Consider the following 24,335-nt stretch of genomic DNA (forward strand, 5'->3'; position numbering starts at 1 on the left):
GGGTTGCTCGTGTCGGCGTCTGCTGACAGGCTGCCGCCGTGGATCTGGGACTTGCGGGGAAGGCAGCTTTCATCACCGGGGGAAGCAGCGGTATCGGGCTGGCCATCGGCCGGGCGCTCCACGAAGAGGGGGCGGCGGTCACCGTCTGCGGACGGGATCCAGAAAGGCTGAAGGAGTCAGGACTGCCCGGGGTCCAGGCGGACGTCACGGATCCGGACGCGCTCGCCCGGGCCGTCGACGAGGCGGCTGAGCAGATGGGCGGGCTCGACCTGCTGGTGGCCAATGCCGGCGGTGTGTTCGGGGGTGGGCTGCTGGATTCGACGCCCGAGGACTGGCTGCGGACGTACGAGTTGAACGTGCTGCATGCCGCCCACGCCATCCGCAGCGCGGTGCCGCACTTCGAGCGGCGCGGGGGCGGCAGTGCGCTCATAGTGGCGTCGATCACCGGGTGGAAGCCGGGCCCCAAATCGTCGTACGCCTCTGCGAAGGCGGCGGAGATCCACCTCGCCGCCGCACTCGGCCAGGAGCTGGGCCCGCGCAACATCCGGGTGAACGCGCTCAGTCCGGGTTCGGTGATGTTCGAGGGCGGAGGCTGGGCCTGGTTCCGGGACAACCGTCCCAAGCAGTACAAGGCCTTCGCCCGCGACGACTTCCCCCGTGGACGGCTGGTCGAGTTGCACGAAGTGGCGGACGTGGCGTGCTTCCTCCTGTCGGGCCGCGCCGGCGGGGTCAACGGCACCAACGTCTGCGTGGACGGCGCCCAGGACCACCCGAGCGCGGGCCGGCTCTTTCCTTAGAAGCTGCCGACCAAAAGTCCCGCAGCGCGACCCCGGTGACGTGGTCGATCGAGGCTTGGGCGAGCGGTTCGCGGGAGCGGTGCGGGATGGCTTATGGCAGGTCTGGCGACAGCGCGAGCAGGATGACGAGGAGGGGGATGACTACTGGGACCGTCTTCCCGACTTCCAGTAGCCGTCGAGCGTCCTGAGCAGGCGCTCGGGGTCGCGGAAGACCTCGTCGACTTGGTCTCCGTACTGCGCGAGTGGCGGGTCGCTCTCGACCATTTTGCGTTCAGCCGCGGTGAAGGACGATGAGTAGGCGTGGCAGTTGCCGCAGCACAGGCAGTTGATCCATGAGGGAGCGGGCCGGCCGTACGACCCGTGGTGGTAGTCGCGCAGCGCGACGTGGCCGCAGATGGGACAGCTACGTTCGGCCAGGGGCAGGTGCAGTCGGGCGCCGAGCGCCTCACCGTGGTGTTGGTCGTAAGGGCGGACCATGGATCGGTCCCTGACTGCCCGTGCCGGCCCCGGTGGTGGTCAGGGTCTTCGTGTTGCCCGCGTCGTCGTACTCCGGGGTCAGCACGGAGGTGCCGGTGGTGGGGTTGCGGGTGGTGACGGTGGACGCCTGGGCTGCTTGGCGGGGGCCGTGCCGGAGCCCGGGGCCGGGAGCGGGCGTGGGCGGGCGCAGCTTCGTTGGCGAGCCCCGGTTCGCCTCGCCGCGTCCGGGGCACTTGCGCACGGCGGAGCGGTCACGCCATGGCCCACCACCACCGGGTGGACCTGCTGACAGGCTCATCGCGGACGCGGACGCGGACGCGGGCTTCGAGGTGAGCGGGCAGGGCGAGGTGCGGCCCTGGCAGAGCCATGTGCGGGCGACGCGGGGCCGGTGAAGACAGGTCTCCGTGCCGGGAGTGGTCTCCGTGCCGGGAGTTCGCGGGTCCTGGTCGGCCCGTCCCCCAGGTGAGGGGACGGGCCGGGGTGAGGCGTCAGTTCACGTGGAGGGTGAGGGCTGCGGTGTGGAGCTTGCCGTCGGTCCGGAACTGCAGGTAGAGCCGCCAGTTTCCGGGCTGGGCGAACTCCGCGTGGAAGGTGAGGGCGGGTCCGCCGTGGTCGCCGTCCGCCTTGGTCTCCGGGTGGAGGTGGGCGAAGGCGAGGTCGCCCTGATGGAAGGCGGTGAGGTGGGCGTAGGTGTCCAGGTAGGGCTGGAGATCGGTGACGGGCTTGCCGTCCTTGGTGATGGTGGTGGTCAGCCGGTGGGCCATGCCGGCCATCGGGCCGCCCTTCACCGTGATGGTGTAGCCGTCGGCGGTGGTGGTGCCGGACGCCTTGGGCAGGGCCGTGGTCATCGGCATGCCGGACACCTTCACGGTGCGGCTCAGGACGAGGTGCTTGCCCTTGCCGGAGCCGCTGTTCGGGGTGAAGGAGGCGTACAGCCGCCAGGTGCCCGGCTGCAGGGCTGCGAGTGGCGCGGTCCAGGTGCCGTTCTTCGCCATGGTGGGGTGCAGGTGCTGGAAGCCGGTGAGGTCGGTGCGGACGGCGTAGAAGTGCATCCGCTGGGTCTGGTCGACGGCGAAGTCGGTGACCGGCCTGCCGTCCGGGCCGGTGACGGTGAACCGGTAGTCGGCCGACCGGTCGGAGGGGAGGCCGGAGGTGGTGGAGGTCATGCGGTAGCCGTCTTTCGCTGCGGTCAGGCCGTTGCCGGTGGAGGCCGTGTCCATGCCGGGCATCGACGCCATGGCGCCGGCCGAGGCGGAGTGGGACGGCGTGTTGCTGTGGTCCATGCCGGGCATGGCGGAGCTGTGGCTGGAGTCGGTGTTCGAGCCGCAGCCGGCCAGCGCCAGGGTGAGTGCCGCGGTGGCGGCCGTTGCCATGAGGGCAGGGCGGGACGTCCGGGAACGCTTGGACATGGGTGTGTCTTTCCAGGTGGGCGCCATGAGGTGGCGCGAGTGACGAACGTGGGACCTGCGCCGGGCCGCGGCGGTGAGCCGGTGCCCGGGGGTCTCGTCACGTCCGTGCGATGCACGCCTGGAGAAGCAGTTCGCGTCCGCCTGTGGGCGGCCCCCTGCGGCGGGTGCCGGTGTCTGCCCCCCGAGCCTGCGGCAGCAGGACGGCGGCGGGGAGGAACAGGGCGACCGTGGCGAGCGGCGGCAGCGGGATCCCTGAGCGAGGAGGGGTGGCCAGGCACAGAGCGCCCCGCATGGTCTCGTCCGCGCGGGCGGTCGCTTTGTCCTCCGCTGTCCTGGAGCGGGCGGCCGACTGCGCCGCCGCCGTGGCCGGTGCCGGGTGCATGGCGGCCGCGTCCGCCATGGCCCCGTGGCAGCCACCGTCGGCCGCGGCCGGGCCGCCGTGCATGAGGAACAGCCCCAGCAGCACCGCGACCAGCACGGCCGGCCGCACCACTCTGCGGTGGCGGGCCCCGGCCGTGCTCAGGGCGGGCTGCGTGGCGGTCACGGGTTCACCTTACGCAGCCGGGCGCACGACGATGTCGTGGGGCGAGATCCCAGTGCCGTCGGCCAGCAAGCGGGCCCGTTCCGGCCGTCACGGCCGATATGCGACCTTTCCGCCGGTCCTCGCTCTGTTCACACTTCCCGAGAAGAGACCGGGGGTGGTGCGGATGACAGCGCAACGCAGGAGCCCACAGAGGCAGAGGCAGAGGCAGAGGCAGAGGCGGCGGGCCGCGCGGCGGGACGCGCTCTCGCGCCGGGCAGGGGCCGGCCTCGTCGGACTGCTGGTAACGGCCGTGTTCTGGTCGGCGATCTGGATGTACGTCGTCGGGGTCGTCGCCGCGGCCGCTCTCGGCGGGCTGGGCTGGTGGCTGTGGCGTACGGACCGGATCCTGCGCGGGCGGGACCGGGTGTGGCGGCAGCAGGACGCTGTCGCGGCCGGGCACCGGTCGTTGGCCGAGGTGGATGGCATGAGCGGTACGGAGTTCGAGGAGCTGGTCGCAGGGCTGTGCCGCCGCGACGTGTGCCGTGAGGTGCGGCGGGTGGGCGGATCGGGGGATCAAGGGGCCGATGTGGTCGGGCGGTTGCCGGACGGGCGGGCGATGGTCGTGCAGTGCAAGCGGTATGCGCCGAGTGCCGTCATCGCCAGCCGGGAGGTGCGGGATCTGCTCGGGTCGAGGGTGCACTTCGGGGCGGACGTCGCGGTGTTCGTCACCACGACCCGGTTCAGCAGGCGGGCCATGGAGGTCGTGGTCAGGAACGGCATCGTCGCCGTCAACCGCGACCTGCTGGGGGCGTGGAACAGCGGTGCCTCGTTGCCCTCGCTGATGGGTGCCGGCGGCTCCGGGCAGGGCGATGCCCGTCACCTGGCGCGGTGGCGGAAGACGTACGGGCGGAAAAGGCGACGTCCGGGCCGCCCCATGCGGGACGGCCCGGACGTCAGCGGCCTTGCTCAGTGAACGAGCTCAGTGACCGAGCCCGGTGACCGTGCGGATCAGGCGATGTCGAAGCGGTCCGCGTTCGACACCTTGACCCACGCCGCGACGAAGTCGTTCACGAACTTCTCCTTCGCGTCGTCGGCCGCGTAGACCTCGGCGAGGGCGCGCAGCTCGGAGTTCGAGCCGAAGACCAGGTCGGCACGGGTACCGGTCCACTTGACCTCGCCGGTCGCGTCGTCGCGGCACTCGAAGACCGTCTGGTCCTCGGAGACCGGCGACCACGTGTGGCCCAGGTCGAGCAGGTTGACGAAGAAGTCGTTCGTCAGCTGTCCCGGGGTCTCGGTGAAGACGCCGTGGGCGGTCTGCTGGTAGTTGGCGCCGAGGACGCGCAGACCGCCGACGAGGACGGTCAGCTCGGGGGCGCTCAGGCCCAGCAGGTTGGCCTTGTCGAGCAGCAGGAACTCGGCCGGCAGGCGGTTGCCCTTGCCCAGGTAGTTGCGGAAACCGTCGGCGGTGGGCTCCAGCGCGGCGAAGGACTCCGCGTCGGTGTGCTCCTCCGTGGCGTCCACACGACCCGGGGTGAAGGGCACCTCGACGTCGTGACCGGCGTCCTTGGCGGCCTTCTCCACGGCGGCGGCGCCGCCGAGGACGATCAGGTCGGCCAGGGAGACCTTCTTGGCGCCGGAGTTGAACTCCGCCTGGACGCCCTCCAGGACGCGGAGGACCTGGGCCAGCTGGTCGGGCTCGTTGACGTCCCAGCCGGCCTGCGGCTGCAGACGGATACGGGCGCCGTTGGCACCGCCGCGCTTGTCGCTGTTGCGGTACGTCGAGGCCGACGCCCACGCGGTGGACACCAGCTGGGCCACGGACAGGCCCGACTCCAGCAGCTTGGCCTTGAGCGCCGCGACGTCGGCGGCGTCGATGGGCTCGCCCTCGGCCTGCGGCAGCGGGTCCTGCCACAGCAGGGTCTCCGCCGGGACCTCCGGGCCGAGGTACAGCGACTTCGGGCCCATGTCACGGTGGGTCAGCTTGTACCAGGCGCGGGCGAAGGCGTCCGCGAACTCCGCCGGGTTCTCGTAGAAGCGGCGCGAGATCGGCCCGTAGACCGGGTCGAAGCGCAGCGACAGGTCGGTGGTGAGCATCGTCGGGAGCTTCTTCTTCGACGCGTCGTGGGCGTCGGGGATGATCGCCTCGGCGTCCTTCGCCACCCACTGGTTCGCGCCGGCCGGGCTCTGCGTGAGCTCGTACTCGTACTCGAAGAGGTTCTTGAAGAAGCCGTTGCCCCACTGGGTCGGCGTGGCGGTCCAGGTGACCTCCAGGCCGGACGTGATCGCGTCGCCGGCCTTGCCGGAGCCGTAGGTGCTCTTCCAGCCGAGGCCCTGGGCCTCGATCGGGGCGGCCTCGGGGTCGGCGCCGACGTTGTCGGCCGGGCCGGCACCGTGGGTCTTGCCGAAGGTGTGACCACCGGCGATGAGGGCGACGGTCTCCTCGTCGTCCATCGCCATGCGGCGGAAGGTCTCACGGATGTCGCGGGCCGCGGCGATCGGGTCCGGGTTGCCGTTCGGGCCCTCGGGGTTGACGTAGATCAGACCCATCTGGACCGCGCCGAGCGGGCTCTCCAGCTCGCGGTCGCCGGTGTAGCGCTGGTCGTCGAGCCAGACCTTCTCGGGACCCCAGTAGACGTCCTCCTCGGACTCCCACACGTCCTCGCGGCCGCCGCCGAAGCCGAAGGTGTCGAAGCCCATGGACTCCAGCGCCACGTTGCCCGCGAGGATCATGAGGTCGGCCCAGGACAGGCTCTTGCCGTACTTCTTCTTGACCGGCCACAGCAGACGGCGGGCCTTGTCCAGGTTGCCGTTGTCCGGCCAGCTGTTCAGCGGGGCGAAGCGCTGCTGGCCTGCGCCGGCACCGCCGCGGCCGTCGCTGATGCGGTAGGTGCCCGCGCTGTGCCAGGCCATACGGATCATGAACGGGCCGTAGTGCCCGAAGTCGGCCGGCCACCAGTCCTTGGAGTCCGTCAGGATCTCGGCGATGTCCTGTTTCACGGCCGGGAGGTCGAGACCCTTGAACGCCTCGGCGTAGTCGAACTCCTCGCCGAGCGGGTTGGCCACCGCGGGGTTCTTGGCAAGGATCTTCAGGTTGAGCTTCTCCGGCCACCACTGACGGTTGCCACCGCCCTGGGTGGGGTGCAGGGCGCGGTCGTGCGCCACCGGGCACTTGGCCCCTTCGGCGGGGGTGTTCTCAGACATGGGAATCCTTCCGGGTTTGGTGCTCAGGCCGTGCGAGCGGTGGAACAGTCGGGGCACAGGCCCCAGTAGATGACCTCGGCCTCGTCGATCGCGAAGCCCCGGTCGTCCGAAGCGGTGAGACAGGGGGCGTGGCCGACCGCGCAGTCGACGTCGAAGACGGCACCGCACGACCGGCACACGAGGTGGTGGTGGTTGTCCCCGACCCTGCCCTCGAACCGGGCCGGGCTGCCCGGCGGCTCGATGCGGCGTACGAGTCCTGCCGTGGTGAGCGCGTGCAGCGCCTCGTACACGGCTTGCAGGGATATGTGGCCCACCCGGTCGCGCACACCCGAGGCGATCGCCTCGACGCCGAGGTGGTCACCCTCGCGGACGGTCTCGAGCAGTGCGACGCGGGCGGCCGTCACCCGCAGGCCGGCACCGCGCAGCTCCTCGGCGGTGGTCGGGGTCCGGGGTGAAGTCATGGCACCCAAGCTACCCGCACAAACACGAATGATTCAAGAAAACGAACGAGACAGGTTTGGTGGCCGGTCGATGACCTCGGGGGGAATCCCCGCAGATCAAGGGCTGGCAAGGGATTCGCACCACTGTTCACGCCTACGGGCGAATCAGTGAATGGATGTCCGGCCTGCGCCGGTTCCCTGCGCTGTGCTGGAACGCGTGGGTGTCTTCGTTCTGTGCGCGTGGCTGCTGACCGCGGGGCTCGGCGGCTATCTGGCCTCGGTGTGGATCCGCCATGGCGGCCTGCGGCAGCGCACGCCGGGGGTGACGCGGCTGCCGCTGTGGCTCGTGATGGGGCATGTCGTGCTGGCCGTCGCCGGTCTGGCCTGCTGGACGGCGTACCTGGGCGGGCGCGGTCCGGGGCACGGCCTGGGCGGCCTGCGCCGTGGTGCTGGTCGTCGCCGCCTTCGGGTTCATGATGCTGCTGCGCTGGCTGCCCAGCTCGGGACGGCACTCCCGGGGCGGACGGACAGCCGAGCGGCACTTTCCGCTGACGGCGGTCGTCGCCCACGGGGCGAGCGCGGGCGCGACCGTGCTCCTGGTCGTGCTGGTGGTGCTGCGCCGGGAGTGAGGCCGGCCCGGCGCGAGGTCAGCTCGTACCCGGCTCCTCGTTCCGGGACGCGGCGGCTGCCGACCGGGAGCCGACCAGGAGCAGGCACAGGACGGCTACGCCTGCTACGACGCCGGTGAGGAGCAGGAGGGGGCTGAGGGGACGGGTGGCGGAGGCGGCGTCGTCCACGGGTGGCTGTGCCGCCGCGGGGGCGGCGGATGCGGAGGCCGTGGGGGAGGGGGACGGGGTCTTGGCGGCTCCGGGGGCGGCGGCCTCGGCGCTGTGTCCCATGTGCATGGAGGACGGCATCGCCGGAGTGGTGGGTGCGGCGGCCGTCGGGTGCTGATGCTGTCGGACGGTGGGCGCGGGCGCGGCGGCCGGCTTCACGACGAGCTGGGCCGTCATGCCCGGATGCACGGTGCAGAGGTAGCCGTAGCTGCCCGGTGTCGTGAACGTGTGGCTCCAGCTGCCGCCCTTGCTGAGCATCGGGGAGTGGACCGAGGCGGGGCCGGAGGTGGTCTCGACGTCGTGGGGCGCCTGGTCCTGGTTGGTCCAGGTGACCGTGTCCCCGGCGGTGATGGTCAGGACGCGGGGCGAGAACGCGTAGCCGGACATGAGGACTTGGTGGCCGGCGGCCGCCTGCACCGCGGGAGCGGGCAGGACGAGCGCGGCGCCCGCCAGGAAGAGGGCGCCGAGGAAGGCGGTCAGACGGGGCATGTGAACTCCGCGGCTACGAGCAGCCGGATGCGGTCTGCGGGACGGATGCGGGGCAGAGTGAGGCCGGTCGTACGGCGCAGGGGGCGGTACGGCAGCCCGAGCGTGCCGAGGACCAGGAGCCGGTCGGCGGTGCGCTCGACGACACGGAAGCCGAAGAGGGCCGGGGCCGGATCACCGGCCAGGGCCAGTTCGCCGGGGACGTGCAGCCGGGTGGCCTGGTCCGTGGGAGTGAGGCTGGTACTGACGAAGGTGAGCACCCTGCCGCCCAGAGCCCGGCCGGCCAGCTCCAGGCTCAGCACACAGTCGTCGGAGTCGGGCGCCACGGTGAGGGTCGCGTCCAGGGCGGTGAGCCGGCGGCGCAGGGTGGTCAACGGGCCGAACCGTGCGGTCAGTTCGACGATGCAGCGGTCCGGGGCGGCACCGTACGTGCCGGGGTCGGGCAGCCAGTCGGGGCCCGGACGGGCCGGGGGCAGGACGGCGGTGGGGCGGGTCTCGGTGGTCATCTCGGCACCTCTATGGGCGAGCGGAGTGACGGGCGGGGAGAATGAGCGAGCGGCGGGCCGGCCGACTGCGACTCGGCCGGCCCGCCGCGTCCTGCTGAAGGGAAGCCAGCAGGAGCTGATCACCTGGAGCTGACTCAGCAGGAGTTGGTGATGTAGTTCTCGGTCGGGGCGAGCAGGTGCTCGGCCCAGACCGTGTGCATCTTCACGTAGGCGTCGGGGTTGAGGATGTCCGCGAGCTGCTGTCCCGGGGACTCCTCCAGATGCGCCTTGTCGATGTGCTGCAGGAGCACGCCGAGGGTGTCGTCGGCGACGCTGCCGGTGCCGTTCACCGCGGGGGTGAGGATCGACTCCAGCCAGACGGTGTGCATCTTGAGGTAGCTGTCGAGCTTGAGCGCGTCCTGGACCTGCTGGCCCGGGGACTGCTCCAGGTGTGCCTTGTCGATGTGCTGCAGGATCGGCAGCAGGACCTGCTGGACGCTGACGCAGTCGCCGCCGTCGCCCCCGCCACCGGTACCGCCGGAGCTGCTGCCCCCGCCGGTCGAGCCGCCCGTGGAGCCGCCGGTCGAGCCGCCCGTGCCGCCGCCGGTGGAACCGCCCGTCGAGCCGCCGGTGGATCCTCCGGTGGATCCTCCGGTCGAGCCACCCGTGCCGCCCCCGGTGGAACCGCCCGAGCCGCCGCCGCTGTTCGCGACCACGGTGATCGACGCCGTCATGTCCGGGTGGACCGCGCAGTAGTACTGGTACGTACCGGCCTTGGTGAAGGTGTACGACCAGCTGTCGCCCTTCTGCAGGGTCCCGGAGTCGAACTTGGCCGGGCCGCTGGTGGTGGTGACCGTGTGCGGAGCGGAGTCCTCGTTGATCCACTTCACGGTGTCGCCGACCTTCACCGTCAGCTTCGGCTGGGCGAACTTGTAGTTCTTGATCTCGATGGTGTACTTGGCCGCCGCAGCCTTGGTGGCCGAGTGGTTCATGTCCGGCATCGACTGCGCCTCGGCCGCCGGGGCGGCGGTCTGCGGGGTCGCGGCCCCGGCGGACGCCTGGAGCAGGCCGAGGCCGGCGACGGCGGCGAGGCCGGCGCCGAGGCCGGTGGCCAGCAGCACCCGGTTGCCCGCACGGGAGCGCCGGTGATGCGGCGCGGGTGCGGTGGATTCCTCTGTGTGCATGGTGGTGCTTCTCCCTTGTGAGTCCCCTGGTGAGGGGAGGGGGTGGGACAGGGGTGCGGATCAGCGGCCGGGAGCGGACGTGACCAGCAGACTCGTCGCGGCGAGAACGACGAGGACGAGCCCCGTCTCGGCCGCGACCGAGTGGACGAAGGGCCGTACGGTGGCGCGGTCGCCGCGCAGCAGTACGGCGATGTCGAGCCGCGTTCTCACCCAGCCGCGACTGCGCTGGGCGATCAGCAACACCACGGCCAGTACGGCGAGTTTGAGCAGCAGGAGCTGCCCGTAGCGGGTGTGGAACAGGGCGCTGAACGACCCGACCACCTGCCAGGTCAGCACCGCCCCCGCCGCCACGATCGCCGCGACCGACACTCCGGCCAGCGTGGAGTAGCCGGACACGACGGACGACAGCTCGTCGGGACGGCGCCGGGGCAGCACCCCGAGCAGCAGTACCGTCAGACCGCCGAGCCAGAGCGAGACTCCGAGCAGATGGACCAGGTCGGCCACCGCGCCCCAACCGGGGTGCGTGCCCTCGGAGTTGTGGCCGGTCATGCTCGTCGTCCGCAGCAGTCCGAGACCGACGGCGAGCGCGCCGACGCGCCAGCCGGGCGAGCGTGCGGCCCGGTCACCGCCCTGCAGCAGTGCGGCCAGCGCGATGGCGGCGAGGACCCACATCAGCACCCGGCAGGCGGCCACGATGCCGACCTCGGTACTCAACAGGCCGGTGTAGGCGGCGGGTCGGAACACGTCGCCGAGGGTGCCCATCGTGCCGTACGCGCCCTGCAGTCCGGGTGTGAGCAGGCTTGCCGCGAGGCCGGTGGCCCAGGAGAGCGTGAGGACGCGGCGGGTGCGGCGGTCCCATGCGCCCTGCGGCCAGAGCAGCGCGAGGAACGCCAGGCCGCCGACGAACAGGGCGAGGGAGAGATAGCCGGCCCAGCGGGCGGCGACCCAGGCGGAGTGCACCGCCTCGGACGGTTGTGGGATCGCCGCTGCTTCGGCCGGGTGTCCCGTCTTCGCGGTGAGGCGGAAGGAGAGCGTCCCGGCCGTGAGATGCCCGTCCTCCATGTCAAGTACGTGCCAGACCAGGGTCAGGTCGCCCCGGTCCTTGCTCTGTTCCTTCTCCGAGAGCTTCGGGACGGTGACCTCGATGGCATCGTTGCCGTGGTCGCCCCGGGACACGGGCAGCTGCTTGCCGGCCGCCTTGATGTGCACGTCCGCCGGTTCGACCGGCTCGCTGAAGGTGAGCCGCACGGTGGCGGGGGTGTGCACGAGCCGGGCGCCGTCCTTCGGGGTGGAGGACTTCAGCTCCGTGTGGGCCGAGGCGGGGGACGCGGCGAGCAGCAGGGCTGCGAGCGCGGTCGGGAGCAGGGCGAGCAGGGACGGGGTGCGGCGTCTCACGGGAGCACCTCCGGGATGACCGAGGGGGAGGCGGCGATACCGACGCACAGCGAGGAGAGGGTGCCGGTCGGCGACGACGAGGAGGGGGAGGGTGACGGACTCGGCGAGGCCGGGGTCAGGAGCCCGCCCAGCAGGCCGGTGACCGAAGTGGCCACGCCGTTCAGCAGCGGCTGCACGAGGCGGACTTCACCCTCGGGGCAGTCGTCCGAGGGCGAGGGCGAGGGTGTCGGAGAGGGCGACGGGCCGGTGGTGGGTCCGCCCCCCGATCCGCCCGTACCGTGATCGTGGCCGCCCTCCCCGCCTGCGGACGGCATTCCGCCCGGCACGGGAATTCCGGAGTCGCTGCCGCCCGGCCAATAGCCGCCCGCCGGGACGGAGCCGTAATTCCCGGCGGCGGTGTCGGGAGGCCCGGTCGCGGAGCGGGCCGTGGGTTGGTGCGGCGGTGCGGAGGTCTCGGTTGCCGGCGGGGACGCGGTGTCGATGGTCGTCGGCGCCGGGGCGCCGATGCCCGAGGCGTATCCGAGTACGACGACCACGGCCGCGACCAGCGTGCCCGCGACGATCTCGTCGCGATGGTCTGCCGGCCAGGACGCCCTGGCAAAGGGGGACACGGTCCCTCCTGACGCTGTGCGTGGATGACGGTGACCAGGAGTGCACCCGTGTGACGATTCCCGTCCGCTACGCGTCAGTTAATCGGTCGTTTCGTTGCCTCATTTCCGGCCGGGGGGTGACTGTGAGAACGGACCTCCCCGCCCCAATGCACGCATTGCATTCCGGTGGTATTCCGTGGAGAAAACGAAGGGACCGTGAATTCGAACGCACACGGCATTTCCCTGCCGGTCCTTGCCGGCCCTTTCCTGTCCTCAGCGGTCGGTGTGCAACTCGACGCAGCAGATTCCCGGTTGGGGCGTGAGCACGGCAGTCGTCTCGGGATGGCCGGAGGCCGCGAGATAGCCGCACAGGAAGGCGTGGTTCATGCCGCAGATCAGGTCCGGTGCCTGTGCGGCGACCGGATGGAAGGGGCAGTTGTGCAGCACCGTGCGGCCGGCTCCCTCGTCGGCCGGCTCGAACCCTAGCGACTCCAGGGTGGCCACGATGTCGTCGGCGCGGGCCTCGGTGCCCACGGCCTCGCCCCTTTCCCCGGCCACGCGCAGAGCCGCCTCCTGCGCGTTCTCCCCCTGCTTCTGCGCCGTCAGGGCCTCGGTCAGAAGCGAGGCCAGCAGTTCGTGGCGGCGCGGAGGGAGGCTCAGGGAGAGGGTGTGCGGGGTGGGCTCGTACACCTTCGGCGCGCGGCCGACCCGGCGCGGGCCGTGGCCGCCGTGCCGGGACTGGAGCAGGCCGGACGCCACCAGCTTGTCGAGGTGGAAGGCGGCGAGCTTGCGGGAGATCCCGATGGCCGCCGAGGCCTCCTCACGGGTCACCGGCCGCCGGGCCCGCCGTACGAAGTCCAGCAGCCGGCGCCGTGACTCGTCGCCGAGGACGGCGAGCGCGGAGATGGGGTCGGAGCCGGAGGTCACGGGCTCACCGTAACTCCGATTCGGGGTACTCGGGCGTTCGCGGTTGACCTCCGCGCGAATAAGACCAACACTTGTTGGTGAAATACCTCTCAGGCGAGGTGGCCCATGACCGTCGACAGTGATCTGCGTCAGGCGAAGCAGCCGGTCAGCGGCGCGCTGGCGGGGCCGTACGGGCACCCGTTCCATCCGATCCTGGTCACCGTGCCGATCGGGGCCTGGGTGTGCAGCCTGGTCTTCGACATCGCCTCCAAGATCGTCGACCGGCCGGGTTTCCTGACCCACGGCTCGGCCTGGCTGATCGCGATCGGTGTGCTCGGCGCCCTGGCCGCGGCGAGCGTCGGCTTCCTCGACCTGTTCGCCATCCCCACCGGCACACCGGCATTCCGTACGGCGCTGGTGCACATGGCGCTGAACCTCACCGTGACCGCGGCGTACGCGGCCGGTTTCGCCTGGCGCCAGGGCGACGGCTACGCGGGAGGGCAGAGCGTCGGCAACGGGCAGCTGACACTCTCCGCCGTCGCCCTGGCCGCCCTCGGCGTCTCCGGATACCTCGGCGGCAAGCTCGCGTACCGCTACGGCGTCCGCGTGGCCGCCGAGTCCGTACAGGCGGAGGGCTACCGCGGCACCCGTACGACGCCCTGATCAGAACCACTGGGCCCGAGCCACCGGAGCCGGACATGGACATCGCCGCTCTCGTCGCCTGGATCGTCACCGCCCTCGGCGGATTCGTCCTCCTCGTCCGCTGGATCTCCGGCGGCGGGCTGCGCCAGCAGCAGACCAGGACCACCCGCTTCCCGGCGCCGCTCGTCTTCGGCCACTTCCTGCTGGCGGCCGCCGGACTGGTGGTCTGGATCGTCTACCTCGCCGCCGACAAGACCGCCCTGGCCTGGACGTCCTTCGGCGTGCTCGTCGCCGTCGCCCTGCTGGGCTTCACCCTGCTCGCCCGCTGGATCCCCGTCTACCGCGCGGCCCCCGCCGCAACCGATGTGATGGCCCCTGCCGGAACCGAGGCGATGACGCCCGCCGAACGGCACCTGCCCGTGCCGGTCGTCGCCGCCCACGGCCTGCTCGGCGCGACCACCCTGGTCCTCGTGCTGCTTGCCGCCATCGGAGTCGGCAGCTGACCTCTCACGCCCCGAACCGCTTCCCGGAAGACCTCTCACACCGCCCGCCCCGTTCCTGTGCGCCCGGCGTAACCCCTGATGACCGGCCCAGGAGACACCCGCGTAATGGGCATTTCGTACCGTCACAAAAGCTCCACCCGTACGGGACGATCATGAGAGGCAGGGGGTGCCCGTGGCCGCGCCGGACTCGCGGAACGCCAACACGACGACGGCGCCGAAGGTGCGGACGGTCTGCTCCTACTGCGGGGTGGGCTGCGGCATCGTGCTGGACATCGGGTTCGGACCGGACGGACGCCGTACGGTCCTGAAGGCGTCCGGCGACAAGGAGCACCCCGCGAACTTCGGCCGGTTGTGCACCAAGGGCGCGACCACCGCCGACCTGCTCGCCGCTCCCGGGCGGCTGACCACGGCACTCGTGCGGCACGAGCGGGGCGAGGAGCCGGTGCCGGACGCCGTCGGCGCGGCCGTCAGGGAGACGGCCCGGCGCCTTGGCGAGATCGTCGACGAGCACGGGCCGGACGCGATCGCCTTCTACGTCTCCGGACAGATGAGCCTGGAGGCGCAGTACCTGGCCAACAAGCTGGCCAAGGGGTTCGTCAGGACGAACCAGATCGAGTCGAACTCACGGCTGTGCATGGCCAGCGCGGGCACCGGCTACAAGCTGTCCCTCGGCGCCGACGGACCGCCCGGCTCGTACCAGGACCTCGACCGGGCCGACCTCTTCCTCGTCATCGGCTCCAACATGGCCGACTGTCACCCGATCCTCTTCCTGCGGATGATGGAACGGGTGAAATCGGCCGGCGCCAAGCTGATCGTGGTCGATCCGCGCCGCAGCGCCACCGCCGAGAAGGCCGACCTGTTCCTGCAGATCAAGCCGGGAACCGACCTGGCCCTGCTGAACGGTCTGCTGCACCTCCTGCAGGAGAACGGGCACACGGACCCCGAGTTCATCGCCCGCCACACCGACGGCTGGGAGGAGATGCCCGCCTTCCTCGCCGACTACCCGCCCGCCACCGTCGCCGACATCACCGGCATCCCCGAGGACGACATCCGGGAGGCCGCCCGGCTCATCGGCGAGGCGGGGGAGTGGACCAGCTGCTGGACCATGGGCCTGAACCAGTCCACGCACGGCACCTGGAACACCAACGCCCTGGTCAATCTGCACCTGGCGACGGGTGCGATCTGCCGTCCGGGCAGCGGCCCGTTCTCCCTCACCGGCCAGCCGAACGCCATGGGTGGCCGCGAGATGGGCTACATGGGCCCAGGTCTCCCCGGCCAGCGGTCCGTGCTCGTCGACGAGGAGCGGGCGTTCGTGGAGGAGCTGTGGGAACTGGAACCCGGCAGCATCCGTGCCGACGGAGTCGGCAAGGGCACCGTCGAGATGTTCCGGAAGATGGCCGACGGCGAGATCAAGGCCTGCTGGATCATCTGCACCAACCCGGTCGCCTCCGTCGGCAACCGCAGGACGGTCATCGAGGGCCTGGAGGCCGCCGAGTTCGTCGTCACCCAGGACGTCTTCGCCGACACCGAGACCAACGCCTACGCCGACGTCGTCCTGCCCGCCGCCCTGTGGACCGAGACCGAGGGCGTCCTCATCAACAGTGAGCGCAACCTCACCCTCGCGCAGCCCGCCGCCGACCCGCCCGGCGAGGCCACGGCGGACTGGCGGATCATCGCGGCCGTCGCACGGGAGATGGGCTACGAGAAGGGGTTCTCGTACGACAGCGCCGAGGAGATCTTCGAGGAGATCAAGCGGGCCTGGAACCCGAAGACCGGCTGGGACCTGCGCGGGGTGACCTACGACCGGCTGCGGGAGACCCCCGTGCAGTGGCCCGCCGCGAGTGACGACGGGCCGGACCGCAACCCCGTCCGGTACGTGAACGAGGACGGCGCCCCCACCTTCCCCACCGCGAGCGGCCGTGCCGCCTTCTTCGCCCGCCCCCACCTCCCGGCCGCCGAGATGCCCGACGACGACTACCCGTTCGTACTGAACACCGGCCGGCTGCAGCACCAGTGGCACACGCTGACCAAGACGGCCAAGGTGGCCAAGCTGAACAAGCTCAACCCCGGGCCGTTCGTGGAGCTCCACCCGCAGGACGCCGCCGCACTCGACATCACCGACGGCGATTCGGTGGAGGTCGCCTCGCGGCGCGGACGGGCCGTGCTGCCCGCGGTGGTCACCGACCGGGTGCGGCCCGGGAGCTGCTTCGCGCCGTTCCACTGGAACGACCTGTTCGGGGAGTACCTGAGCGTCAACGCCGTGACGAGCGACGCCGTCGACCCGCTGTCCTTCCAGCCCGAGCTGAAGGTGTGCGCGGTGTCGCTGACCAAGGTGTCGACTCCGGTGACGGTGCGAACGCCGGGCGTGGCAGCGGAAGCCGAGGTCGCACCGGTCGCGGTTCCCGCTTCCGATCCGTTCGGGCTCGCGCCCGTCCCGCCGCCCGTGCTCACCGCGCAGGAACGTCAGTACCTCGTCGGGTTCCTCGCAGGCATCCCGTCCGGCGCCCCGGGCGTGCCGGTGCTGCCGCCCTCCGCGCCCTTCAGCCCCGAGCACGCCCTGTGGGTCAACGGGGTGCTGGCCGGCATGTACTCGCGGGCCGCCGAAACGGCCGTACGGACCACCTCGGCACCCGGCCGCGAGGTCGTGATCCTCTGGGCCTCGCAGACCGGCAACGCCGAGGAGTTCGCCGGCGCCATAGCCGAGCGGGTCACGTCCGACGGGCACGCCGCGTCCCTGCTGGGCATGGACGAGGCCGACCCCGCCGCACTGCCCTCCGGCGCCGACCTGCTCCTCGTCACCAGCACCTTCGGCGACGGCGACGCGCCCGACAACGGCAGCGGGTTCTGGGAGACCCTGGCCGCGTCCGACACCCTGCGCATGGACGGGCGACGCTATGCCGTGCTCGCCTTCGGCGACTCCTCCTACGACGACTTCTGCGGCCACGGCCGCCGCCTCGACCAGCGCCTCGACGAGCTCGGCGGCCTGCGCCTCGCCCCGCGCACGGACTGCGAGCCCGACTACGAGGACGCGGCGCACGCCTGGCTGGACCAGGTGCTCACGGCCCTGTCCGGCACGCCGGAACGGCCCGCCCTCGCTCCGGCGGAGCCGGCCGCCCCCGCCCCGCGGACGAGGAAACCCGCCCCCGTCACCGCCCGCCTCACCGGCAACCGTCTGCTGAGCCTCCCCGGCGCCGGCAAGGAGGTCCGCCGGTTCACCTTCGACACCCGCGACAGCGAGACCCCGCTGCTCTACGAGGCGGGCGACGCACTCGGCGTCCGTCCCCTCAACTCCCGTGACCTGGTGGGCGAGTGGCTGACCGCCACCGGCCTGGACGCGGACGCGGCGGTCGAGGTGAGGGGCGCAGGCCAGGTCCCCCTCGGCGAAGCCCTGCTCCGGCACCTCGACATCACCCGCATCAGCCCCGACCTCCTCCGCTTCGTCGCCGAACGGGCCCGCGACCCACGGGAGTTGAAGAAGCTGCTGCGCCCCGACAACAAGGGCGAGCTGGCGAAGTGGTCCTGGGGGCGGCAGGCCGTGGACGTGGTCGCCGAGCACCGGGTCAGGGCCGGGGCTCAGGAGTGGGCCGACGCGCTGGGACGTCTGCAGCCCCGGCTGTACTCCATATCGTCCAGCCCGCTGACCGACCCCCACCTGGTCTCGCTGACCGTCTCCGTCGTCCGCTACGAGAACCTGCACGGCCGCCCCCGCCAGGGCGTCTGCTCCCCGTTCCTGGCCGACGCCGAGCAGGACACCCCCGTACCGGTCCACGTCCAGCGCTCCGCGCACTTCCGCCCGCCCGCCGATCCCGCCACCCCGATGGTCATGGTCGGCCCCGGCACCGGAGTCGCCCCCTTCCTCGGATTCCTGGAACAGCGCCGCGCCCTCGGCCACCGGGGCCCCAACTGGCTGTTCTTCGGCGAACAGCACCGGGCGAGCGACTTCTACTACGAGGAGGAGCTCACCGCCTTCCTCGCCGACGGCACCCTGGCCCGCCTGGACACCGCCTTCTCCCGCGACCAGCGTGCCAAGGTCTATGTCCAGGACCGGATGCGCGAACACGGTCCGCTGCTGTGGTCCTGGCTCCAGGACGGCGCCCACTTCTACGTCTGCGGCGACGCGTCCCGCATGGCCAAGGACGTCGACCAGGCGCTCAAGGACATCGCCGTCGTGCACGGCGGCCTGGACGAGGCGGGCGCGGCGGCGTACGCCAAGCAGCTCGCGAGCGAGAAGCGCTACGTCAGGGACGTGTACTGACCTGCGGACTACGCTGGTTCCATGCGGGAACTGGCGGGTACGGCAGCACAGTGGGCGGCGCAGGGCCGTGCGGCGGTCGTGGGGCGGCCGCTCAGCGAGCGGGGCTTCGGGCCGCGGCACCCGGCCGACGCGATCCTCGTCGACGAGGACGGCGGCTGCCACGGCCGGCTCTACCGGGGCGCCTTCGACCGGCAGCTCGTCGCCGAGGCCGCCTCGCTCCCGCCCGGTCACACCGCCCGGGTGGTCGCGGTGGCCGTGCACGACGAGGGCGTGAAGGAGGCAGGGCTCACCTGCGGGGGCCAGGCCGAGATCCTGCTGCAGCCCCTGGCCGCCGTTCCGGCCCGCTGGTGGGAGCTGCTCGGAGCGGGTGCGCGCGCGGCCGTGACCGTCGCCGTCACCAGGGCGGTGCGACGGGTCAGGGATGTACGGGTGTTGCGCATGCTGGAACTCCTGCGTTGCTGCGTGAAAGGGATCCGGACGTGCCGAAGCGCACCGCGTCACCGGTCGGTCGTGGGCGCGCGGTGCCGCGTGGTCTCTAGATCCGCAGGAGCTGTAGTTCCGCCAGGGAGGGTGGCGCGCGTGCACCGTCCGGGGCCGTGCCCGCGTACGGGCAAGGGGCGTCGCAGGGGGCCGGCACCGCCACCGGGTCGGCGACGAGGGCGGGCAGCGTCGGCCCGCCGCTGAGGGCACCCGACGCGCAGGTCCGGTCGGCGTGATGGACGTGACCGCCGCCGCAGTCGTCGCCCGCGCAGTCGCCGCGCAGGGCGGCCACCGCCGTCATGTGCCGCGGAGCGGAGTGCCCGATGACGATGCCACCGCCGGGAGCCAGGCCGTGCATGGCGAACAGCCCGGCCAGCAGCCCGAGCACGGCCAGCGCCCGAAAGGGGCGCGGGGAACTGCGTGACCAGCCACGACGATGCCGCAGACGATCGACGGCCAGTCGCAGCCCCGCGGCGAAGCCGCACATCCGCACAGTCGGCGCAGCGCCCCGCACAGGCGGCGCGTCGCGATGCTGGGCACGGGCTGTCACGGCGCCCATGGTACGCAGACCGCCGCGTGCGCCGGGCAGTTACCCCCGTCCCGCGGTCCAGGCGATGTGCGGCGGCACCACCCGTGCGCACAGCGGGTTCCCGCGGCCGTCGGTCAGCCGCAGCCGCCCCACCAGCAGTCCCTCGCGTACGGCGGTGTCGAGCACGTCGGCGGGCACGGCGTCCAGCATCAGCTTGGCGCGCCGGAACATGCCGAAGGCAGCGGAGTCGTCGACCGTCCCCCAGGACAGGTGGACGAAGCGCCCGCCCGGACGCCCTTGAACATACGGCCCCCTGACGTCCGTACCTGTGACCGTGCACTCCAGCGTCCAACTCGCGGACACGGCGTCGCCGGGCTGCGGATCGAGCAGCTCGCCCGGCCGGTCCCGGCGCTGCACGGCCACATGGATGTTCGTGTACGACCGTGTGCCGCCGTCGGGCCCGCACGCCCGGCCCGGCAGATCGACACCGTCGATACGGATGCGCAGTCCGTCCACCACCCCGTCACCGCCTCGGCCCGGCCCTTCTCTGTGGCTTTCCAGTCTGCATCTGTGCGCTGGGGGATCCGCCGGGCGGAGCCACCCCGGCGCGTGGCAGGATCGGGCGCCATGAGGGCGTCTCCTGCGGTACGCGTGCTGCGCGCGGCGGTGTTCGCCGCGCTGTGCGTGCTGCTCGCCGCCGGGGGACACGCTTTGGCGACCGGCACGGCACCGCCCGTGTGGGTGCAGGCCGTCGGGTTCGTGCCGGTCTTCGGGGCCGGGTGTCTGCTGGGCGCCCGGGAGCGCTCGCTGGCCGCGATCGGCGCGGGCACGCTCACCGCCCAGGGCGGGCTGCACCTCGCCTTCGACGCCGTACGTCCGCACGCCATGATGCTCATGCGCGGCATGTACGGCATGCAGGACATGGGCGGCATGCACATGGGCCACTCCCACGCCCTGACCCCGCATGCCACCGCCGCCCATGTCGGCGCGGCCGTGGTGCTGACCTGGTGGCTGCGGCGCGGTGAGGCCGCGCTGTGGACGCTGCTGCGGCGCACCGCCACGCTCGTCCCGGGCCTCGCGGCCTGGTGGCGGGTGCGCGGCGGGGCGGAAATCCTGCCGGCCGCGCCGGACACCGTAGGCCTGGGTGCCGACGGTCCGCGACCGCTGCGACGGCTGCTGCTGCGGCACGCGGTGCAGCGGCGCGGTCCGCCGCAGGGGATGTCGTACGCGCTCTGACCTCGGCATCCCTTCCTCAGTACGGAGATCAGCTCACCCATGTCCACTGCACGCACCGCCCTGCGCCGCGCCGGCACCGTCACCGCTCTGACCGCTGCCGGGCTCCTGGCCGCGGCCGGCATGGCGTCCGCGCACGTCACCGTCCACCCCGAGAGCTATGCGAAGGGCGCCACGGACGGCGTCCTCACCTTCCGCGTCCCCAACGAGGAGGACACGGCCAGCACCACCAAGGTGCAGGTCTTCCTGCCCACCGACCACCCCGTCCTCGGTGTGCTCGTCTCGCCGCCGCAGAACGGTTGGACGGCGAAGGTCACGAACACGAAGCTGAAGACGCCCGTCAAGACGGACGACGGCACCATCACCGACGCCGTCTCCGAGATCACCTGGACCGGCGGCAGGATCGGGGCGGGGCAGTACCAGGACTTCGACGTCGCCTTCGGTCAACTGCCGGACGGCACCGACCAGTTGACGTTCAAGACCCTGCAGACGTACTCCGACGGGAAGACCGTCCGCTGGATCGACGTGCCCCAGTCCGGCGCGGACGAGCCGGAGAACCCGGCACCGGTCCTCAAGCTGACCGCCAAGGGTGCCGGGGAGGGCAGCACCCCGGCCTCGTCGTCGGCGGCGCCCAAGAGCCCCGACAGTTCCACGTCGAGCGCGGCGAGCAGTGACTCCACCGCCCGCGGACTCGGTGTCGCCGGGCTGGTCGTGGGCGTACTGGGCCTGGCGGCAGCGGCGTTCGCGCTCGTCCGCAACCGCTCCGCCAAGGCCTCCTGACCGCCGTCCTCACCGCCGCAGCACGCGGGTCACCCCCGCCGCTACGGCCGCCGCGCTCACCCCGACCCCGGCCAGGGCGAGGGACTGGGCGCGGCGGCCCGGCGGCGCCGGCCGTACGCCCGCGCCGACGCCGTACGCGCTGCCGTGCGCACCGTCCGGCAGCGCCGAGGCCAGCAGTTCCGCCAGGTGCACCGCCTCGTGGCCGCCGCTGTCGAACTCATGGACCTGGGTGCGGCAGCTGAAACCGTCGGCCAGCAGGACCGTCCCCGGGTCCGTCTCGCGCAGCCGGGGCAGCAGCACGCGTTCCGCGCAGGCCTCGCTGACGTCCAGGTGGCCGCGTTCGAAGCCGAAGTTGCCGGCCAGCCCGCAGCAGCCGGACTCCAACTGCTCGGCGTCGACGCCGGCGCGGCCGAGCAGTTCGCGGTCGGCGTCCCAGCCGAGCACCGCATGCTGGTGGCAGTGCACCTGCGCCAGCGCCCGCGCCGAACGGTCCGGCACCTGCGGGGGCTGGTAGCCGGGGGAGTGCTGGGTGAGCAGCTCGGCGAGTGTCACCGTCTGCGCGCTCAGCCTGCGCACGTCGCGGTCGCCGGGGAAGAGCTCGCTCATGTCCGAACGGAACACGGTGGTGCAGCTCGGCTCCAGGCCGACCACCAGCCCGCCCGCCCGGACATGCCCGGCGAGATGCCGCACGGTGCGGCTCAACACCCGCTCGGCTACGGCGAGTTGACCGGTGGAGATCCAGGTCAGCCCGCAGCACAGCGGTTGGCTCGGCAGCTCGACCCGCCAGCCCGCGCGCTCCAGCACCTCCACGGCCGCCTGCCCGACATGCGGGTGGAAGAAGTTGGTGAACGTGTCCGGCCAGAGCATCACGCTCCCGCGGGCCCCGTCGCCGTACCGCTCGCGACGGCCGGCGAACCACTGCTGCAGCGTCCGCCCCGCGAACAGCGGCACCTCCCGGTTCTCGACGCCGGCCACCGCCACGGCCGCCCGGGACAGCGGCGGGGTGTGGGTGAGCGCGTTGACGAGCGGTCCGAGCCGGGCCCGGCCCACCGCCTGGGCGACGGCCGGCAGCCAGCCCATGGACAGGTCGGAGCGGGGCCTGCGCCAGGGCCGGCCCTCGTAGTGGTGGGACAGGAACTCCGCCTTGTACGTGGCCATGTCCACATCGGCCGGGCAGTCCTTCTTGCACCCCTTGCAGGCCAGACAGAGGTCGAGCGCGTCCCGTACCGCCTGGGACCGCCAGCCGTCCTGGATCGCGCTGTCGCCGTGCCCGTCGAGCATCTCGAAGAGCAGCCGGGCCCGCCCCCGGGTGGAGTGCTCCTCCTCCCGCGTCACCTGGTACGAGGGGCACATCACCGAGCCGCCCTTGTTGGTGAGCTGCCGGCACTTGCCCACGCCTACGCACCGGTTGGCGGCCTCGGCGAAGGACCCGCCGTCGTCGGGGAAGCGGAAGTGCAGGTCACGGGGGGCGTACGGGGCCCAGTCGCCGCCCAGGCGCAGGTTCTCGTCCAGCCGGTACGGCGCCACGACCTTCCCGGGGTTCATCCGGTCGAGCGGGTCGAATGCCGCCTTCAGCTGCCCGAAGGCGTCGACCAGCTTCTGGCCGAACATCCGCGGCAGCAGCTCACCGCGGCTCTGCCCGTCCCCGTGCTCCCCGGAGAAGGACCCGCCGAACTCGGCGACCAGATCCGCCGCCCGCTCCATGAACCGCCGGTAGGCCGCCACGCCGTCGGCCGAGTACAGGTCGAAGGGGATCCGGGTGTGCACACAGCCCTGCCCGAAGTGGCCGTAGAGACTGGGGCCGGTGTCGCTGAGATACCCGAACTCGTCGTAGAGGCGGCGCAGTCGGCGCAGATAATCGCCCAGTCGCTCCGGGGCCACCGCCGAGTCCTCCCAGCCCTCGAAGGTGTCGGGCTTGCCCGGGATGTGCGCGGTGGCGCCCAGGCCGGACTCGCGCACCTGCCACAGCTCCTCCTCGTGGGCGGGATCGTCGAGGAAGGCGACCTCGGCCTCGTGCTCGGACTCGTGCAGCCCGTCGAGCATCCGGTGCGCCCGCTCGTCGGACTCCTCAAGGGTGTCCCCGCCGAACTGCACCATCAAGAAGGCGTTGCCCTCCGGCATCTGGGCGCGGGCCTTCGGATTCAGGTGCTTGATCCGCTCGTCCCGGACGAGCCGCGCGTCGACGCCCTCCAGTGCCATCGGCTCGTACGGCAGGATCGCCGGTACGGCGTCGGCGGCCACGGCGATCTCCGGGAACCCGAGCACGACCAGCGTCCGTTCCTTGACCACGGGCACCAGCTCCAGCTCCGCCCGCAGGACGGTGACCAGCGTCGACTCGCTGCCGACGAGCAGTCCCGCGATGTCGAAGCCGTGCTCGGGCAGCAGCGAGTCCAGGTTGTAGCCCGAGACCCGGCGCGGGATCTCCGGGTAGCGGCGGCGGACCTCGTCGCCGTACCGGTCCCGCAGGGTGCGCAACTGCCGGTAGAGGGTGGCCCGCAGATCGCCTTGCCGCTCGATCTCGGCGTACTCCTCGTCGCTCGTCTCACCGCACCAGAAGCGGGTGCCGTCGTAGAGCAGCACCTCCAGACGGGCGATGTTGTCGACGACCTTGCCGGTCGCCTGCGCGGTGGCGCCGCACGAGTTGTTGCCGATCATGCCGCCGATGGTGCAGTTCATGTGGGTGGCGGGCTCGGGGCCGTAACGCAGGCCGGTCGGCGCGAGCTGCCGGTTCAGTTCGTCGAGGACGATGCCCGGCTGGACGACGCAGGTGCGGGCGTCGGGGTTCACGGACTCCGGGCGGTGACAGTACTTCGACCAGTCGATCACCACGCCCGCGTTGGTGCACTGCCCGGCCAGACTGGTGCCGCCGCCGCGCGACAGGACGGGGGCGTCGTGCTCGCGCGCGACGGCCACCGCCTCCGCGGCCGCCTCGGGGGTGCGGGGCACGACGACGCCGATCGGGGTCTGCCGGAAGTTCGAGGCGTCGGTGGAGTACGCGGCCCGGCTCCCGGCGTCGAAGCGGACCTCGCCGTCGACCCGCTCGCGCAGCGCGGTCTCCAGCGCCGCCGCGTCGACCGGGGGCGCCGCTCCGCTGCGGACGACGGGTTCGGGCAGGTCGAGTGCGCCCATGGAGCCCTCCTGCTATCGCCGGCACGGGACCGCCGAGTACCCAGGAGCGGGCGGA

Annotated in this window: 23 protein-coding genes; 8 read left to right on the forward strand and 15 right to left on the reverse strand. The window is 72.1% G+C overall.

Translation table 11 applies throughout. The annotated features are described in order from the left end of the window. Positions 1 to 38: 38 nt before the first annotated feature. Positions 39 to 797 (forward strand): SDR family NAD(P)-dependent oxidoreductase, encoded by a 759-nt coding sequence (locus LJ657_RS04400; protein ID WP_232646877.1) that lies wholly within the window; start codon positions 39 to 41, stop codon positions 795 to 797. A gap of 141 nt (positions 798 to 938) precedes the next feature. Here LJ657_RS04400 and LJ657_RS04405 read toward each other — a convergent pair whose 3' ends face one another. The 3 genes from LJ657_RS04405 to LJ657_RS04415 form a co-directional block, all read right to left on the reverse strand. Continuing rightward, the gene (locus tag LJ657_RS04405; RefSeq protein ID WP_232646878.1) at positions 939 to 1,274 is read right to left on the reverse strand and encodes a hypothetical protein; all 336 of its coding nucleotides are present in this window, start codon (positions 1,272 to 1,274) and stop codon (positions 939 to 941) included. 488 nt (positions 1,275 to 1,762) lie between these two features. After that, positions 1,763 to 2,683: a DUF8832 domain-containing protein gene (locus LJ657_RS04410; protein WP_232646879.1), complete on the reverse strand. Its 921-nt coding sequence runs from the start codon at positions 2,681 to 2,683 to the stop codon at positions 1,763 to 1,765. 97 nt (positions 2,684 to 2,780) lie between these two features. Further along, the gene (locus tag LJ657_RS04415; protein WP_232646880.1) at positions 2,781 to 3,227 is read right to left on the reverse strand and encodes a hypothetical protein; all 447 of its coding nucleotides are present in this window, start codon (positions 3,225 to 3,227) and stop codon (positions 2,781 to 2,783) included. 289 nt (positions 3,228 to 3,516) lie between these two features. On the opposite strand from LJ657_RS04415, the gene LJ657_RS04420 reads away from it, so the two are divergent. Continuing rightward, positions 3,517 to 4,179, forward strand: a complete 663-nt coding sequence (locus tag LJ657_RS04420; RefSeq protein WP_232646881.1) for a restriction endonuclease — start codon at positions 3,517 to 3,519, stop codon at positions 4,177 to 4,179. A 35-nt stretch (positions 4,180 to 4,214) separates the two neighbouring features. Here LJ657_RS04420 and katG read toward each other — a convergent pair whose 3' ends face one another. Together katG and LJ657_RS04430 are read right to left on the reverse strand one after the other, a co-directional pair. Further along, positions 4,215 to 6,407 carry a catalase/peroxidase HPI gene (gene katG / locus LJ657_RS04425; protein WP_232646882.1) on the reverse strand — a complete coding sequence of 731 codons (2,193 nt, stop codon included), beginning with the start codon at positions 6,405 to 6,407 and terminating at the stop codon, positions 4,215 to 4,217. Positions 6,408 to 6,430: 23 nt separating this feature from the next. Further along, complete coding sequence (locus LJ657_RS04430; RefSeq protein WP_232646883.1) at positions 6,431 to 6,868, reverse strand: Fur family transcriptional regulator; 438 nt, start codon at positions 6,866 to 6,868, stop codon at positions 6,431 to 6,433. A 335-nt stretch (positions 6,869 to 7,203) separates the two neighbouring features. On the opposite strand from LJ657_RS04430, the gene LJ657_RS04435 reads away from it, so the two are divergent. After that, on the forward strand, positions 7,204 to 7,476 hold the full coding sequence (locus LJ657_RS04435) for a hypothetical protein (RefSeq protein ID WP_232646884.1): 273 nt from the start codon (positions 7,204 to 7,206) through the stop codon (positions 7,474 to 7,476). A gap of 18 nt (positions 7,477 to 7,494) precedes the next feature. Here the strand turns inward: LJ657_RS04435 and LJ657_RS04440 are convergent, their stop codons facing one another. The 6 genes from LJ657_RS04440 to LJ657_RS04465 form a co-directional block, all read right to left on the reverse strand. Beyond that, on the reverse strand, positions 7,495 to 8,172 hold the full coding sequence (locus LJ657_RS04440) for a cupredoxin domain-containing protein (protein WP_232646885.1): 678 nt from the start codon (positions 8,170 to 8,172) through the stop codon (positions 7,495 to 7,497). Next, on the reverse strand, positions 8,160 to 8,675 hold the full coding sequence (locus LJ657_RS04445) for a hypothetical protein (protein ID WP_232646886.1): 516 nt from the start codon (positions 8,673 to 8,675) through the stop codon (positions 8,160 to 8,162). The genes LJ657_RS04440 and LJ657_RS04445 overlap by 13 nt, the downstream gene beginning before the upstream one ends. Before the next feature lie 134 nt (positions 8,676 to 8,809). Next, the gene (locus LJ657_RS04450) at positions 8,810 to 9,838 is read right to left on the reverse strand and encodes a cupredoxin domain-containing protein (protein WP_232646887.1); all 1,029 of its coding nucleotides are present in this window, start codon (positions 9,836 to 9,838) and stop codon (positions 8,810 to 8,812) included. Between the two features lie 60 nt (positions 9,839 to 9,898). Beyond that, a complete protein-coding gene (locus LJ657_RS04455; protein WP_232646888.1) occupies positions 9,899 to 11,233 on the reverse strand; it encodes a copper resistance CopC/CopD family protein in 1,335 nt (444 codons plus the stop codon). Then, complete coding sequence (locus LJ657_RS04460) at positions 11,230 to 11,844, reverse strand: hypothetical protein (protein WP_232646889.1); 615 nt, start codon at positions 11,842 to 11,844, stop codon at positions 11,230 to 11,232. The genes LJ657_RS04455 and LJ657_RS04460 overlap by 4 nt, the downstream gene beginning before the upstream one ends. Positions 11,845 to 12,096: 252 nt before the next feature. Further along, the gene (locus LJ657_RS04465; protein WP_232646890.1) at positions 12,097 to 12,750 is read right to left on the reverse strand and encodes a helix-turn-helix transcriptional regulator; all 654 of its coding nucleotides are present in this window, start codon (positions 12,748 to 12,750) and stop codon (positions 12,097 to 12,099) included. 105 nt (positions 12,751 to 12,855) lie between these two features. Here LJ657_RS04465 and LJ657_RS04470 point away from each other — a divergent pair, with 105 nt between their 5' ends. The 3 genes from LJ657_RS04470 to LJ657_RS04480 all read left to right on the forward strand — a co-directional run bounded on the left by LJ657_RS04470 (position 12,856) and on the right by LJ657_RS04480 (position 18,129). Further along, positions 12,856 to 13,392: a DUF2231 domain-containing protein gene (locus LJ657_RS04470; protein WP_232646891.1), complete on the forward strand. Its 537-nt coding sequence runs from the start codon at positions 12,856 to 12,858 to the stop codon at positions 13,390 to 13,392. Positions 13,393 to 13,427: 35 nt separating this feature from the next. Further along, positions 13,428 to 13,874 (forward strand): hypothetical protein, encoded by a 447-nt coding sequence (locus tag LJ657_RS04475; protein ID WP_232646892.1) that lies wholly within the window; start codon positions 13,428 to 13,430, stop codon positions 13,872 to 13,874. Positions 13,875 to 14,046: 172 nt separating this feature from the next. After that, positions 14,047 to 18,129 (forward strand): bifunctional nitrate reductase/sulfite reductase flavoprotein subunit alpha, encoded by a 4,083-nt coding sequence (locus LJ657_RS04480; protein ID WP_232646893.1) that lies wholly within the window; start codon positions 14,047 to 14,049, stop codon positions 18,127 to 18,129. Between the two features lie 227 nt (positions 18,130 to 18,356). Here the strand turns inward: LJ657_RS04480 and LJ657_RS04485 are convergent, their stop codons facing one another. The 3 genes from LJ657_RS04485 to LJ657_RS04495 form a co-directional block, all read right to left on the reverse strand. Then, entirely contained in the window at positions 18,357 to 18,569 is a 213-nt protein-coding gene (locus LJ657_RS04485) for a hypothetical protein (protein WP_232646894.1), read from the reverse strand. 95 nt (positions 18,570 to 18,664) lie between these two features. Beyond that, entirely contained in the window at positions 18,665 to 19,159 is a 495-nt protein-coding gene (locus LJ657_RS48515) for a DUF6153 family protein (protein ID WP_308117006.1), read from the reverse strand. A 39-nt stretch (positions 19,160 to 19,198) separates the two neighbouring features. Then, positions 19,199 to 19,657: a DUF5990 family protein gene (locus LJ657_RS04495; RefSeq protein ID WP_232646895.1), complete on the reverse strand. Its 459-nt coding sequence runs from the start codon at positions 19,655 to 19,657 to the stop codon at positions 19,199 to 19,201. A 108-nt stretch (positions 19,658 to 19,765) separates the two neighbouring features. Between LJ657_RS04495 and LJ657_RS04500 the strand changes: the two genes are divergently transcribed. Both LJ657_RS04500 and LJ657_RS04505 read left to right on the forward strand, forming a co-directional pair. Beyond that, positions 19,766 to 20,374, forward strand: coding sequence for a hypothetical protein (locus tag LJ657_RS04500; RefSeq protein WP_232646896.1), 609 nt, complete (start codon positions 19,766 to 19,768; stop codon positions 20,372 to 20,374). Positions 20,375 to 20,413: 39 nt separating this feature from the next. Then, on the forward strand, positions 20,414 to 21,151 hold the full coding sequence (locus LJ657_RS04505; protein WP_232646897.1) for a YcnI family copper-binding membrane protein: 738 nt from the start codon (positions 20,414 to 20,416) through the stop codon (positions 21,149 to 21,151). A gap of 9 nt (positions 21,152 to 21,160) precedes the next feature. Here the strand turns inward: LJ657_RS04505 and LJ657_RS04510 are convergent, their stop codons facing one another. After that, positions 21,161 to 24,280 carry an FAD-binding and (Fe-S)-binding domain-containing protein gene (locus LJ657_RS04510; RefSeq protein ID WP_232646898.1) on the reverse strand — a complete coding sequence of 1,040 codons (3,120 nt, stop codon included), beginning with the start codon at positions 24,278 to 24,280 and terminating at the stop codon, positions 21,161 to 21,163. Positions 24,281 to 24,335 lie beyond the last annotated feature (55 nt).

Source organism: Streptomyces guryensis (assembly GCF_021261325.1).
In the GTDB taxonomy this organism is placed as follows: domain Bacteria; phylum Actinomycetota; class Actinomycetes; order Streptomycetales; family Streptomycetaceae; genus Streptomyces; species Streptomyces guryensis.

Bases quoted from the DNA above. Each gene is read 5' to 3' on its own strand.
- LJ657_RS04405 (WP_232646878.1), bottom strand. From the start codon at position 1,274: ATGGTCCGCCCTTACGACCAACACCACGGTGAGGCGCTCGGCGCCCGA.
- LJ657_RS04410 (WP_232646879.1), bottom strand. From the start codon at position 2,683: ATGTCCAAGCGTTCCCGGACGTCCCGCCCTGCCCTCATGGCAACGGCC.
- katG (WP_232646882.1), bottom strand. From the start codon at position 6,407: ATGTCTGAGAACACCCCCGCCGAAGGGGCCAAGTGCCCGGTGGCGCAC.
- LJ657_RS04430 (WP_232646883.1), bottom strand. From the start codon at position 6,868: ATGACTTCACCCCGGACCCCGACCACCGCCGAGGAGCTGCGCGGTGCC.
- LJ657_RS04435 (WP_232646884.1), top strand. From the start codon at position 7,204: ATGTCGTGCTGGCCGTCGCCGGTCTGGCCTGCTGGACGGCGTACCTGG.
- LJ657_RS04440 (WP_232646885.1), bottom strand. From the start codon at position 8,172: ATGCCCCGTCTGACCGCCTTCCTCGGCGCCCTCTTCCTGGCGGGCGCC.
- LJ657_RS04445 (WP_232646886.1), bottom strand. From the start codon at position 8,675: ATGACCACCGAGACCCGCCCCACCGCCGTCCTGCCCCCGGCCCGTCCG.
- LJ657_RS04450 (WP_232646887.1), bottom strand. From the start codon at position 9,838: ATGCACACAGAGGAATCCACCGCACCCGCGCCGCATCACCGGCGCTCC.
- LJ657_RS04470 (WP_232646891.1), top strand. From the start codon at position 12,856: ATGACCGTCGACAGTGATCTGCGTCAGGCGAAGCAGCCGGTCAGCGGC.
- LJ657_RS04475 (WP_232646892.1), top strand. From the start codon at position 13,428: ATGGACATCGCCGCTCTCGTCGCCTGGATCGTCACCGCCCTCGGCGGA.
- LJ657_RS04485 (WP_232646894.1), bottom strand. From the start codon at position 18,569: ATGCGCAACACCCGTACATCCCTGACCCGTCGCACCGCCCTGGTGACG.
- LJ657_RS04500 (WP_232646896.1), top strand. From the start codon at position 19,766: ATGAGGGCGTCTCCTGCGGTACGCGTGCTGCGCGCGGCGGTGTTCGCC.
- LJ657_RS04505 (WP_232646897.1), top strand. From the start codon at position 20,414: ATGTCCACTGCACGCACCGCCCTGCGCCGCGCCGGCACCGTCACCGCT.
- LJ657_RS04510 (WP_232646898.1), bottom strand. From the start codon at position 24,280: ATGGGCGCACTCGACCTGCCCGAACCCGTCGTCCGCAGCGGAGCGGCG.